11 protein-coding genes and 1 tRNA gene are annotated in these 12570 nt (G+C 69.9%); 9 read left to right on the top strand and 3 right to left on the bottom strand.

From position 1 onward, the window contains the following. The first annotated feature begins 126 nt into the window (after window positions 1–126). The 9 genes from PCC79_RS10615 (at window position 127) to clpX (ending at window position 8483) form a co-directional block, all read left to right on the top strand. The gene (locus PCC79_RS10615; protein WP_232547556.1) at window positions 127–672 is read left to right on the top strand and encodes a hypothetical protein; all 546 of its coding nucleotides are present in this window, start codon (window positions 127–129) and stop codon (window positions 670–672) included. A 523-nt stretch (window positions 673–1195) separates the two neighbouring features. After that, on the top strand, window positions 1196–1918 hold the full coding sequence (locus PCC79_RS10610) for a serine O-acetyltransferase (protein WP_232547557.1): 723 nt from the start codon (window positions 1196–1198) through the stop codon (window positions 1916–1918). Beyond that, window positions 1915–3891, top strand: a complete 1977-nt coding sequence (locus tag PCC79_RS10605; RefSeq protein WP_232547558.1) for an HAD-IIIC family phosphatase — start codon at window positions 1915–1917, stop codon at window positions 3889–3891. The genes PCC79_RS10610 and PCC79_RS10605 overlap by 4 nt, the downstream gene beginning before the upstream one ends. Further along, the gene (locus PCC79_RS10600; protein WP_232547559.1) at window positions 3888–4124 is read left to right on the top strand and encodes an acyl carrier protein; all 237 of its coding nucleotides are present in this window, start codon (window positions 3888–3890) and stop codon (window positions 4122–4124) included. Before PCC79_RS10605 ends, PCC79_RS10600 begins: the two co-directional genes overlap by 4 nt. 74 nt (window positions 4125–4198) lie before the next feature. Further along, window positions 4199–4269, top strand: a tRNA-Gly gene (locus PCC79_RS10595). Between the two features lie 42 nt (window positions 4270–4311). Then, complete coding sequence (gene tig / locus PCC79_RS10590; RefSeq protein ID WP_232547560.1) at window positions 4312–5751, top strand: trigger factor; 1440 nt, start codon at window positions 4312–4314, stop codon at window positions 5749–5751. Between the two features lie 162 nt (window positions 5752–5913). Then, the gene (locus tag PCC79_RS10585) at window positions 5914–6510 is read left to right on the top strand and encodes an ATP-dependent Clp protease proteolytic subunit (RefSeq protein ID WP_232547906.1); all 597 of its coding nucleotides are present in this window, start codon (window positions 5914–5916) and stop codon (window positions 6508–6510) included. Between the two features lie 11 nt (window positions 6511–6521). After that, window positions 6522–7166, top strand: coding sequence for an ATP-dependent Clp protease proteolytic subunit (locus PCC79_RS10580; protein ID WP_269779060.1), 645 nt, complete (start codon window positions 6522–6524; stop codon window positions 7164–7166). A gap of 33 nt (window positions 7167–7199) precedes the next feature. Next, complete coding sequence (gene clpX, locus PCC79_RS10575) at window positions 7200–8483, top strand: ATP-dependent Clp protease ATP-binding subunit ClpX (RefSeq protein ID WP_232547561.1); 1284 nt, start codon at window positions 7200–7202, stop codon at window positions 8481–8483. Window positions 8484–8502: 19 nt separating this feature from the next. Here the strand turns inward: clpX and PCC79_RS10570 are convergent, their stop codons facing one another. The 3 genes from PCC79_RS10570 to PCC79_RS10560 form a co-directional block, all read right to left on the bottom strand. Next, window positions 8503–8958 (bottom strand): septum formation family protein, encoded by a 456-nt coding sequence (locus tag PCC79_RS10570; RefSeq protein WP_232547562.1) that lies wholly within the window; start codon window positions 8956–8958, stop codon window positions 8503–8505. 63 nt (window positions 8959–9021) lie between these two features. Continuing rightward, window positions 9022–11625 carry a valine--tRNA ligase gene (valS, locus tag PCC79_RS10565; protein ID WP_342371802.1) on the bottom strand — a complete coding sequence of 868 codons (2604 nt, stop codon included), beginning with the start codon at window positions 11623–11625 and terminating at the stop codon, window positions 9022–9024. Between the two features lie 162 nt (window positions 11626–11787). After that, a complete protein-coding gene (locus PCC79_RS10560) occupies window positions 11788–12555 on the bottom strand; it encodes a DsbA family protein (protein WP_232547564.1) in 768 nt (255 codons plus the stop codon). Between the last annotated feature and the right edge of the window lie 15 nt (window positions 12556–12570).

Below are 12570 nucleotides of genomic sequence, written 5' to 3'. Positions count from 1 at the left end.
CCCCGGGGCCGACCCCAGCAGGAGTCCGGCGCTGTCGTGGACGCCGCCGGAGGACGAAACGTCTTCCGCTACGGTGACCCGAACCGTGCCGATGTGCGGATCCCGGCCCCCGACCCCAGGAGCACCATGCTGACCGACTTCGTCCGCGACCAGGCCTTCACGATCGCGTGGTTCGGGGTCATGGCGTTCGCGTGGTTCGGATGGGCGCAGGAGGACCCGGAGCCTTCGTGGCGGTGGAAGCTCGGCGTCGGCTCGGCCGTCGGCATGCTCCTGGCGGTTCCGTTCGTCTGGGCGGTGATCCAGGGGTGGCAGCAGCCCACGGCGCTCGAGGGGCGCTACCCGTGGTTCGGCGTGCTCGTCGCCGTGGAAGTGGTGCTCGCGGGCGCCGGGGCCCTGGTGCTCTGGCGGCGGGGGCAGGCGCGGTGGGTCGCCTGGTGGATCGCGGTGGTCGTGGCGGCCCACTTCCTCCCGATGGTCTGGCTCCTCAACGACGTCTCCTTGGCCCTGTTGGCCGTCCTGCAGTTGGCCGGCCTGGTCGCGCTCGTGCCGCTGCTGCGTCGCTCCACGCGGACGACCAGCCGCGTCGCCTGCCCGCTCATGGGCGCCTCGTTGCTCCTGTTCGCGCTGGCCTCCGCCGTCGTGTTCGTTCTGCGACACGGTTCGCCCTTCTGAGGCTCGCATTCCGAGGCAGGACGCCGGCGCGCGACGGTGACCGTCGGCGGCTGGCTGCGTGCGCTCTCTTGCTCGTCGCAGGCCGTAGTGCAGCGCCGATTCCGGTCTTGGCCATGGGCATCGTGATGAGTTGCCTCGTCGCGATGGCGGCCCTCGTGGTGGGGGAGGAGCGGAGGCAACTCCGTCGGCGGGATGCCCTGCATGTCGGCGTGTTAGTCGTCGCGAGGTGGCTGGTACTTCAGCGCGGTGAATGTCCTTGTGGCTGCCCTATTCGTTGGTGTCGCGGGTGCGGCACCGGCACTCGGGCTCGGGGTGGCACTGGCGCCCCTGTTGCTGCTGGTGTGGGCCAACACCCGGTACGCAGCGACCCGGGAACTGCACTCCGTGGCACGGCAACCGGAGAGCGTGGGCATTTGTCCAACCGGGAACCCGGTGAAACACTGGGCGGAGAGGATCGCCGGTCACCTGTGTGCCCTTCCCCCGTCCGACGGGCGTTCCGCCTGACCACCTTGGGGGAAGAACCATGCACGACACGCATTTCGACGACGCCGGCACCGGGGCCGACGACACGCGGGCCCACAGCACCGGCGTCGGCAACTCGGGGGCCGAGCGCGCGGCATCGCCCCTGCCGCCGCCGCGCACGCGGTGGGTGGCGGCGGTCGCCAGGGTCCCCTTCGTCGAGCAACTCCGCGACGACGTGCGCCAGCACGAGTCGCCGTTCGTGCCGGGCTTCCAGGCCGTGGCCACCGCGCGACTGGGTCAGTGGCTGGACGAGGGCCGGTTCCCAAAGCCGGCCGCAGCGGCGCTCCGGCCGCTGCAGCGGGTGGCCAGCACCGTCGTCCGCAACGTCTACGGCATCGAGCTTCCGCACACTGCCAAGCTAGGCCGCCGCGTCCGCATCGCGCACCAGAGCGGCATCGTGATCCACCCCCAGGCCGTGATCGGCGACGACGTCGTGATCCGGCAGAACGTCACCATCGGCGCCGGCAGCGGAGTGTTCACCGGACGCCGCGAGGCCCCGATCGTGGGCAACCGGGTGTCGATCGGAGCGGGTGCGACCTTGGTGGGCCCGATCACGATCGGTGACGATGCAGTCATCGGGCCGGGTGCCGTCGTGATGACCAACGTGCCGGCCGGGGCGACCGTGCTGGCACAACCCCCGCGGGTGATCCGTCGCGCGGCACCCCGGGCGTCCGAGGCGGCCGATCCCACCGGCACGTCGGCGTCCTCCGGAGGCCAATCGTGAGCGTGCCGGTGCCACCCCATGCGGCCCTGGTGGCCGCGCTCCGGGACGCGCGGCGCTCCGGTGATGTGACGGCCACGGTCCGGGCGGTGACCGCGGTGGCCCGGGGCACCCACGAACTCGCCGCCTGGCTGTCGGCCGACAAGGCCCTGGCCCAGGTGGCGGACGCAGGCTGGGCGCGCCGGTCGCTGCGGGTGGCCGTCCTGTCCAGCCACACGGGGGAGCAGCTGACGGCCGCCCTCCGCGTCGCGGCGGCGGTGCACGGCCTGCACCTGACGACGTGGACGAGCGGGTACCGGTTGTTCGAACAGGAGATCCTCGACCCGGGCAGCGAGCTCCACGCCTTCGCGCCCGAGGTTGTCGTCATCCTCGCCGACCAGCGCGAGCTGCACTTCCCTGAGTTGTCGACCGCCCCCGAGGACGACCTGGCCCGGGAGATCGACCGCTGGCAGCACCTGTGGTCCCTGCTGCGGGAGCGCACCGGGGCCACCGTCGTGCAGGCGACGTTCGTGCCCCCCGTCGACGACCCGCTGGGCCACCTCGGGCTGGGCCTGCCCGGCGCACGTCGGCGGCAGGTGCGACGCCTCAACCTCGCCCTCGCCGAGGCGGTCGGCGACGGCGTCCACCTGGTGGATGCCGAGCAGGTCGCGCTGCGCGCGGGGGCGGGCGCCTGGTTCGATGCGCGCTACTGGTACCTCAGCAAGAACGCCGTCGGGCTGGCCGCCGTGCCGCTGCTGGCGGAGGCGGTCGCGGACGTCTTGGGGGCCGCCGTCGGCCTCGCCCGCAAGGTCATCGCCGTCGACCTCGACAACACGCTGTGGGGTGGCGTCGTTGGCGAGGATGGCGTGGGTGGTCTCGCGTTGGGCGACGGGCCGGCGGGGGAGGCGTTCGTGGACATCCAGCGGTTCCTGCGCGCTCTGAAGGACCGTGGCCTGCTGTTGGCCGTCGTGTCCAAGAACAACGACGCCGACGCCAGGTTGCCCTTCGCCGAGCACCCCGACATGGTGCTCACCCTCGACGACTTCGTGGCGTTCGAGGCGACGTGGGACGACAAGTCCGCGGTGCTGCGGCGCCTGGCGGACCGGCTCGGCCTCGGGCTCGACGCGTTCGTGTTCGTCGACGACAACCCCGTCGAGCGCGACGGCGTCCGCCACCAACTGCCCCAGGTGGGTGTGGTCGACCTGCCCTCCGAGGCGACGGGTTACGTCTCCGCGCTGGCGACCTTCCCGGGGCTGGCCACGGTGGGTCTGACCGCGGAGGACGCACGGCGCACCGACCAGTACCGCTCTCGCGGCCGCGCCGCCGAGCTGGCCGGCGCCGCCGGCAGCCGCGAGGACTTCCTCGCGCAGCTGGCCATGACCGCCCGCGTCGAGCCGCTCGGGGAGGCGAACCGCACCCGGATCGTCCAGCTGATCGGCAAGACCAACCAGTTCAACCTGACCGGGCAGCGGCCCGGGGCTGCCGAGCTGGACGCCTTCGTCGCCGCAGCCGGGCTGGTGTGGGGGTTGCGGGTGGCCGATCGGTTCGACGACCACGGCCTGGTTGGCGTCATCGTCGCCAACCCGGCGGCGACGGCCGTGACGGCCGGCGGCGTCCCGGGCGGTGCCCGGGAGGGGGACCTCGTCATCGACACCTGGGTCATGTCGTGCCGGGTGCTGCAGCGCACCGCCGAGTTCGCGCTGCTCGCCGAGCTGGCCCGCGCCGCGCGCGACCGCGGGTTCACGCGGCTGGTGGGCAGCTGGGTGCCGTCGGGGCGCAACGTCCCCGCGCGCCACGTGTTCGCCGAGGCCGGATTCTCCCCGCTGGGCGACCAGGCTCTGCCCCGGGACGCCGCAGCCCAGAGCGCCGCAGCGGAGAGCCCCGCACCGGAGGAGGGGGCGGCAGCCACCACCACATGGTGGGCGCTGGACCTGGCGTCCGCCCGGCCCGTCGACCCGGGTTTCGTTTCTGTCACCACCCTGCAGGAGGCATCGTGAGCACCGTCCGCGACCAGGTCGTCGAGATCTTCCGCGAGGTCCTCGACAACCCCGATCTCGAGCTGGGCGACGGCTCCGTCGCCCGCGATGTGGAGGGGTGGGACTCGCTGGCCCACATCAACCTGATGTTCAGCGTCGAGCAGGAGTTCGGCATCACGTTCAGCGACCGCGAGATGGGTTCGATGGTCAATTTCGGCGAACTCGTCCGCGCCGTGGAGGCCAAGCTCGGCTGACCGCGCTCCGCGCCCGCTGGGGGCGTCCGATGCGCGGTGGAGGGGGTGGATCCGCTAGGCTGGATCGGCGCATCGCGGATGTAGCTCAATGGTAGAGCACCAGTCTTCCAAACTGGTGACGCGGGTTCGATTCCCGTCATCCGCTCCGGGTTCGCCCGCTTGTAACCGACATCAGGAGTCCACACCAGTGCCCAGCACCGTCGAGAAGCTCAGCCCGTCGCGGGTCAAGCTCACCATCGAGATCCCCTTCGCCGACCTCAAGCCCCACCTGGACAAGGCCTATCGCGAGATTTCGTCCCAGGTGACCATTCCGGGCTTCCGCAAGGGCAAGGTGCCGCCCGCGGTGATCGACCGCCGCTTCGGCCGCGGCGCCGTGCTGCAGGACGCGATCAACGACGCCCTGCCGGACGCCTACGGCCAGGCCGTCAGCGACAACGATCTGACCCCGCTCGACCAGCCCGAGATCGAGATGACCAAGCTCGAGGACAACGACCTGGTCGAGTTCACCGCCGAGGTGGACGTGCGCCCCGACTTCGAGGTGCCGGCCGCCGCGGACCTGACCGCCGAGGTCCCGCCGCTCACGACGTCGGACGCCGACGTGGACGAGCGCATCGAGGTCATGCGCCAGCGCTTCGCCACGCGCAGCGACGTGGAGCGTGCGGCGTCCGAGGGTGACGTCGTCACCATCGACCTCGAGGCCCGCGTCGACGGCGAGCTCGTCGAGGGCGGCGCCGCCGAGGGCGTCACCTACACGATCGGCACCGGCGGCATGCTCGACGGCCTCGACGAGGCCGTCACCGGCCTGTCCGCCGGGGAGAGCGCCGACTTCAGCAGCGAGTTGGTCGGTGGCCCCGCGCAGGGCCAGACCGCGGACGTGCACGTCACCGTCACCAAGGTGCAGACCGAGGAGCTGCCCGAGGTGGACGACGAGTTCGCGCAGCTCGTCAGCGAGTTCGACACCGTCGAGGAGATGCGCGCCGACCTGGCCGACGCGGCCGTGCGGATCGCCCGCCTGGAGCAGCTCAACGCCGCCCGGGACGCCGTCGTGGCCGACCTCGCCGCGAAGACCGACTTCGAGCTGCCCGAGGGCCTCGTCGCCTCCGAGATCGAGAACCGCAAGCAGCAGATCAGCGACCAGCTGGCGCGTGCCGGGTACACGGTGGAGCGCTACCTGGAGGAGTCCGAGGACGAGACGGCCGAGAACCAGGAGGAGTTCTGGGCCCAGGTGGAGGAGAACGCCCGCACCTCGTTGAAGGCGCAGATCATCCTCGACAAGCTCGCCGAGACCTCCGAGGTGCCGATCGAGCAGAGCGATCTCACCGAGATGCTGTTCCGCCGGGCGCAGGCCAGCGGCACCTCCCCGGAGCAGGAGATGCAGCACATGATGGAGCACAACCACACCGCCGAATGGATGGGTGAGGTGCGCCGGAACAAGGTGCTGACCGAGATCGTCAAGGGCGCCCACGTCACCGACACCAACGGTGAGGTCGTTGACGTCGCCGCCATCCGCACCGACGGGACGCTGGCCGACGCCGCACCCGCCGAGCCGACTGCTGACGCGCAGGCGGCTGACGATCAGGCCGTCGAGGCACCGACCACGGACGGGGACGACACCGCCTCCGAGTGAGGCTGTGGACCACGCCTGACCGAAGGCCCCGTCTCCCGTCGTGGGAGACGGGGCCTTCGTCGTACCCGTCTGCCGTCAGCGAACACCGGGCCGCGTCTCTCGGTTTTGTCGGAGGCGGCCTGTAGTTTCACACTCGTGACTGAACAACTCCCCGGCATCGCCATGGCAGGCGCGCCGTCCGGCATCGGCATGAACGACTCGGTGTACCAGGCGCTGCTCGCCAATCGCATCATCTTCCTCGGGTCCGAGGTGCGTGACGACAACGCAAACGCGATCTGCGCACAGCTGTTGCTGCTGAACGCGGAGGATCCCGACAAGGACATCTACCTCTACATCAACTCCCCGGGTGGGTCGGTGAGCGCCGGCATGGCGATCTTCGACACCATGCAGTGGATCAGCAATGACGTCGCGACCGTCGCGATGGGGCTGGCCGCGTCCATGGGGCAGTTCCTGCTGAGCGCGGGCACGCCCGGCAAGCGGTACGCCCTGCCGCACGCGAAGATCATGATGCACCAGCCCTCCGGCGGCATCGGTGGCACGGCGTCGGACATCAAGATCCTCGCCGAGCAGATCATCCAGACCAAGCGCGAAATGGCCGAGCTCATCTCCCAGCACACGGGCAAGCCGATCGACCAGATCGAGGCGGACTCCGACCGGGACCGGTGGTTCACCGCCGCGGAGGCCCTCGAGTACGGCTTCATCGACCACGTCTACGAGCGCGCCGCCCAGATCAACGGCGACGACGCACCGAACCAGTGAGGAACGCACCGATGACCAACACGCTTCCGGGCGGCACGGCTCCGCAGGGGCCGTCGATGGACTACTACATCCCCCAGTGGGAGGAGCGGACCAGCTACGGCGTCCGCCGGGTCGACCCGTACACGAAGCTGTTCGAGGATCGCATCATCTTCCTCGGCACGCCGATCAGCGACGACATCGCCAACGCGGTGATGGCGCAGCTGCTGTGCCTCCAGTCGATGGATCCCGACCGGCCGATCAGCATGTACATCAACTCGCCCGGCGGCTCGTTCACCGCGCTGACGGCGATCTACGACACCATGCGCTACATCAAGCCGGACGTCTCGACCGTCTGCCTCGGCCAGGCGGCGTCCGCCGCGGCCGTGCTGCTGGCCGCGGGCACGAAGGGCAAGCGGTTCGCGTTGCCGAACAGCCGCATCCTGATCCACCAGCCCGCCACCGAGGGTGGCTACGGCCAGAGCTCGGACCTGGAGATCCAGGCTCGGGAGATCCTGCGGATCCGTTCGCTGATGGAGGGCATGCTGGCCACCGACACCGGGCAGCCGCTGGAGCGCATCACCAAGGACATCGAGCGCGACAAGTACCTCACGGCGGACGAGGCGCTCGAGTACGGCATCATCGACGAGATCTTCACGTCGTTGAAGGACATCAGCTGACGCCCGCGCGTCGGCTGGGAGGGGGGCGCGACGATGCCACGGATTGGTGAGACCTCGGACCTGTTGAAGTGTTCGTTCTGCGGCAAGAGCCAAAAGCAGGTGCGCAAGCTGATCGCCGGCCCCGGCGTGTACGTGTGCGACGAGTGCATCGAACTGTGCAACGAGATCATCGAGGAGGAGTTCTCCGAGGCCGCCGACGTGGGCCTGCTGGAGGAACTGCCCAAGCCGAAGGACATCGTCGCGTTCCTCGACAGCTACGTCATCGGTCAGGAGGTCGCCAAGAAGGCGCTGGCCGTGGCGGTGTACAACCACTACAAGCGCGTCCAGGCCCAGGCTGCCACCCCCGGGCGGGCCGCCGACAACGAGTTGGTCGAGCTGGGCAAGAGCAACATTTTGCTCATCGGCCCGACCGGCTGCGGCAAGACCTACCTGGCCCAGACGCTCGCGCGCATGCTGAACGTGCCGTTCGCCATGGCGGACGCCACCGCGCTCACCGAGGCGGGCTACGTCGGTGAGGACGTCGAGAACATCCTGCTCAAGCTGATCCAGGCCGCAGACTTCGACGTGAAGAAGGCCGAGACGGGCATCATCTACATCGACGAGATCGACAAGGTGGCCCGCAAGAGCGAGAACCCGTCGATCACGCGCGACGTGTCGGGGGAGGGCGTCCAGCAGGCACTGCTGAAGATCCTCGAGGGCACCACGGCGTCCGTGCCGCCGCAGGGCGGGCGCAAGCACCCCCACCAGGAGTTCATCCAGATCGACACCACGAACGTGCTGTTCATCGTGGGTGGCGCCTTCGCGGGCCTTGAGGAGATCATCAACGCGCGCGTCGGCAAGAGGTCCTTGGGCTTCAACAACGACATCACGCTGCGCGCCAAGGAGCAACCCAACCCCTTCGAGCAGGTCCGCCCGGAGGATCTCCACCACTTCGGGCTCATCCCCGAGTTCATCGGGCGCCTCCCGATGATCGCGACCGTCAACCCGCTGGACCTGGCGGCGATGGTGCGCATCCTCGTCGAGCCCAAGAACGCGCTCACCAAGCAGTTCCGCAAGCTCTTCGAGCTGGACGGCGTCGATCTTGAATTCACCGATGATGCCGTCGAGGCCATTGCCGAACTGGCTTTGGCCCGGGGCATCGGCGCGCGCGGGCTGCGATCGATCCTGGAGGAGATCCTGCTCAACGTCATGTTCCACGTGCCGAGCGCCGAGGACGTCGTCCAAGTGCGCATCGACGCCGACGTGGTCACCAACGGGGCCGAACCCGAGCTGGTCACGCGTGCAGCCCGCTCGAGCCGGCGCTCCAAGAGCGCCTGACCCGAGCGCCGGGTGCCGCCTACTCGGCGGCGTCGGCGAGCGAGCCCGTGACGCCGCCGTCGGAGAGCCCCACCAGGCACGTGATCGTGCGGTCGTTGAGGAGCGTCCAGGTCTCCTCCGTGGGGTAGAGGTAGAAGGCCTCATAACGCGACGCCTCGTAGGGCAGGCCGATGAAGCCCTCGAACTCGCCCATGCAGAACGTGGTGGCGGCCTCGTCCACCTCGGCGGCGCCGGGGAACTCCTCGTCCACCCCGAACACCTTTTCGGCGTAGGCCTCCCAGGCATGCGGGCCCGCGCAGTCAACCGTGGGAATGTCGGAGACCTCGGTCTCCGCGGTGCTCACGTCGGGCAGGTCGGTGCACTCACCGACGGCGATGCTGGGAGTCATGGCCTGCTGCGCTTGCTGCAGCAGCGAGCAGCCGCTTGCGAGGGCAGCAACGAGGGTGGCGCAGGCCACCGTGGAGAGCGCACGCATCGGCAAGGGTCCTTTCCCGGTCAGGCTCGACACGCGCGACCGCCGTGTCTCGACGCAGGGAGCCTAGCCCTGCGTCGCCACCTCCGCAGCCACCGACACCGCATCGCCGTCGGAATTCCACACGATGCCGCTCTCGATGCGTCCCACCGCCCGCAGGTCTCCCTCCGCGGTGCGCAGCTGCGCCACGGCGGCCTCGGGGCCGCTGATCGTGACTGCCTTCAGTGGGGTCTTCATGGAGACCTTGGCGTTCGACTTCGCCCCCCGAATGCCGATCAGCGTCGCCGAGACGGCGTCCAGCAGGGCGGGGTCGCCACCCTCGGGCAGCTCGCCCGTGGTCGGCCACGATGCGTGGTGCACCGAGCCCTCCTGCCACCACGACCACACCTCCTCGGTCACGAACGGCATGAACGGGGCGAACAGGCGCAACTGCACGCTCAGCGCGAGGGCCAGCGCCGCCCGGGCGGAGGCGCCGGCGTCCGCCCCCTGCGCACCGTAGGCACGCTCCTTGACCAGCTCGAGGTAGTCGTCGCAGAAGGTCCAGAAGAACTTCTCCGCCACTTCGAGGGCACTCGTGTAGTCGTACGCCTCGAACGCGCGGGTCGCCTCGGCCACGACGCGGCGCAGGGACGCCAGCATCGCGCGATCGACCGGTGCCGTGATGGCCGCCGCCCCCTCGGCGGCGGCGTCCGCCCCCTCCGGGGCGTCCGCCATGCCGAGGACGAACTTGCTGGCGTTCAGGATCTTCATGGCCAGGCGACGCCCGACCTTCATCTGGGTCTCGTCGAACGGCGAGTCCATGCCGGGCCGCGCCATCGCCGCACGCCAGCGGACGGCGTCCGCCCCGAACTTCTCGAGGATCTCCGTGGGCACCACCACGTTGCCCTTGGACTTGCTCATCTTCTTGCGGTCCGGGTCGACCACGAACCCCGAGATCGTCGCCCGGGCCCACGGCAGCGTGTCGCTCTCCAGGTGCGCGCGCACGACCCGGCTGAACAGCCAGGTGCGGATGATGTCGTGCGCCTGGGGGGCCACGTCCATGGGGAACGTCAGGTTCCACAGCTCCTCGTCGCGCTCCCACCCGCAGGCGATCTGCGGCGTGAGCGAGCTGGTGGCCCACGTGTCCATCACGTCCGGGTCGCCGATGAAGCCGCCGGGCACCCCACGCTGGCGCTCGTCGTAACCGGGCGCGGGCTCGGACGCCGGATCCACCGGCAGGCTCGCCTCGTCGGCCACGATCGGACGCGTCGTGTCCGGCTCACCGTCGGCGTCCAGGGGGTACCAGACCGGGAACGGCACGCCGAAGAATCGCTGGCGGCTGATCAGCCAGTCGCCGTTGAGGCCGTTGACCCAGTTGCTGTAGCGGTGCCGCATGTGCTCCGGCACCCAGGCCAGCTCCTCGCCGCGGCGCAGCAGCGCGGCGCGCAGGTCGGCGTCCCGGCCGCCATTGGTGAGGTACCACTGGCGGGTCGACACGATCTCGAGGGGCTTGTCGCCCTTCTCGTAGTAGTTCGTCATGCGGGTGGTGGGCTTGGGCTCACCGTCGAGGTCGCCCGATTCGCGCAGCAGCTCCACCATCGTCTCGCGGGCGCTGAACGTCGTCTTGCCGGCGAGCTGTGCGTACGGCTCGGCGTTCACCAGCCACTCCGGGGTCTCGCGCTGGAGGCGTCCGTCGCGCTGCAGCACCACGCGGGTGGGCAGGTTCAGCTCGCGCCACCACTGCACGTCGGTGAGGTCGCCGAAGGTGCAGCACATGACGATGCCCGAGCCCTTCTCCTTCTCGGCAAGGGCGTGCGGCAGCACCGGGATCTCGACGCCGAACACCGGGGAGGTGACGGTGGTGCCGAACAGGGGGGCGTAGCGCTCGTCGTCGGGGTGCGCGATGAGGGCGCACACGGACGCGATGAGCTCGGGCCGGGTCGTCTCGATGTGGACGGGAGCCCCGTCCGCGGTGTGGAACGCGACCCGGTGGTAGTGGCCCGGGTACTCGCGGGCCTCGAGCTCGGCCTGGGCCACCGCGGTCTGGAACGTCACGTCCCACATCGTCGGCGCCTCGGAGAGGTACGCCTCACCGCGGGCGTGGTTGCGCAGGAACGCGCGCTGCGCCACGCGCTGGCTCTCCTCGGAGATCGTCGCGTACAGCGTGTCCCAATCCACCGAGAGGCCGAGGTGGCGCCACAGGTCCTCGAAGACCTGTTCGTCGACGGCCGTCAGCTCGTGGCAGAGCTCGATGAAGTTGCGGCGGCTCACCGGCACCTGACGCTTGGGGTCGGGCTTGGCCGGCGGCGTGAAGTCGGGGTCGTACGGCACCGACGGGTCACACCGGACGCCGTAGAAGTTCTGCACCCGGCGCTCCGTGGGCAGCCCGTTGTCGTCCCACCCCATCGGGTAGAACACGTGCTTGCCCTGCATGCGCTGGTAGCGCGCCACCAGGTCGGTGTGGGTGTAGCTGAACACGTGGCCCACGTGCAGCGATCCCGACACGGTCGGCGGCGGGGTGTCGATGCTGAACACCTGGTCGCGGCGCTCGGGGCGCACGAAGGCGTACGTGCCCTGGTCGCGCCACCGCTGCGCCCACGTCTGCTCCAGCCCCTCCAGGGCGGGGCGCTCGCGTACGCGCTGGCCGGTCGGGCTCGGCGCGGACACGGGCGTGGTGGGCTGTGCAGTCATGCGTCCGATTTTACGGGGGCGCCGCCCCCACCGTCACATCGCTCCCGTGCTGGGGCGGCCGCCGGGATGGCATTTGGACCCGAGGAAATGGCGCCATGGCGCCATTTTCTCGGGTCCAAATGCACATTCAGCCGGGCAGGCAATCAGCCGGGCAGCCGGGGCTCAGGCGTTGGCGAGCAGGAACGCGCGCAGGCCCTCGGGCGAGGGATCGCTGAGCTGGCGGAGGTCGACGATCGTGCCGTTGACGGCGATGGTCGGCGTGCCGGTCACGTTGTCGCTGTACGCGGACCGCTCGACGTTGGTGACGAACTCGCTGGTGGCGTCGTTGTCGTAACAGGCCTGGAACTGCGTGAGCGCGTCGCCGGTGATGCCCACCTGGGCGGGAATGGTGTCGCGCAGCAGGGTGTCGGAGTACCCCTCCGACCCCCGGACCTCCTGCGCCTCCTGGTTGCCGTACACCGTCATGCTGTACTGCGGGTAGGTTTCCGGCGCCACCACCGCCGAGCAGGCGGCACCCACTGCGGCGCGGGTGGACGCCGTGTTCTGGAGGTTGTTGTCCATGAACGTCATGGTCTTGTTCTCCAACGTCCAGGTGCCGGCGTTGGCCTCGGTGAGCAGCGTGTCACCGTAGGTCTCCTCGAACACCCGGCAGTTGGGGCACTGGTAGTCGAGGTAGACGGTCACGGTAGGGGCGTCGGCGGGCGCCGGCGTGCTGTTCAACACGATGGAGTCGGCCGAACCCTCCGGAGCCATCTGCCCCACCCGGTTGCCGCTCATGTTCTGCACGAGGACGAAGATCAGCACTCCGACCAGCACGAGCGCCACCGCGGCGGCGGAGAGGCCGATGATGCGGTTGGTCTTCTTCTGGCGCTCGGCGGCCTCCTGCTGGCGGCGCAGCTGCTCGCGACGGTTGGACGTGGACGTGGCCATCGGTGGTTCTCCTGG

Origin of the sequence: Propioniciclava soli (genome assembly GCF_038502305.1) — a bacterium.
GTDB classification, from domain to species: Bacteria; Actinomycetota; Actinomycetes; order Propionibacteriales; family Propionibacteriaceae; genus Propioniciclava; species Propioniciclava soli.
The sequence above is the reverse complement of the archived record's forward strand: the minus strand, read 5'-3'. Positions and strand labels throughout refer to the sequence as shown.

Coding starts and splice junctions, on each gene's coding strand:
- PCC79_RS10580 (WP_269779060.1), top strand. CDS start 6,522: ATGACCAACACGCTTCCGGGCGGCACGGCTCCGCAGGGGCCGTCGATG.
- valS (WP_342371802.1), bottom strand. CDS start 11,625: ATGACTGCACAGCCCACCACGCCCGTGTCCGCGCCGAGCCCGACCGGC.
- PCC79_RS10585 (WP_232547906.1), top strand. CDS start 5,914: ATGGCAGGCGCGCCGTCCGGCATCGGCATGAACGACTCGGTGTACCAG.
- PCC79_RS10615 (WP_232547556.1), top strand. CDS start 127: ATGCTGACCGACTTCGTCCGCGACCAGGCCTTCACGATCGCGTGGTTC.
- PCC79_RS10610 (WP_232547557.1), top strand. CDS start 1,196: ATGCACGACACGCATTTCGACGACGCCGGCACCGGGGCCGACGACACG.
- clpX (WP_232547561.1), top strand. CDS start 7,200: ATGCCACGGATTGGTGAGACCTCGGACCTGTTGAAGTGTTCGTTCTGC.
- PCC79_RS10560 (WP_232547564.1), bottom strand. CDS start 12,555: ATGGCCACGTCCACGTCCAACCGTCGCGAGCAGCTGCGCCGCCAGCAG.
- PCC79_RS10570 (WP_232547562.1), bottom strand. CDS start 8,958: ATGCGTGCGCTCTCCACGGTGGCCTGCGCCACCCTCGTTGCTGCCCTC.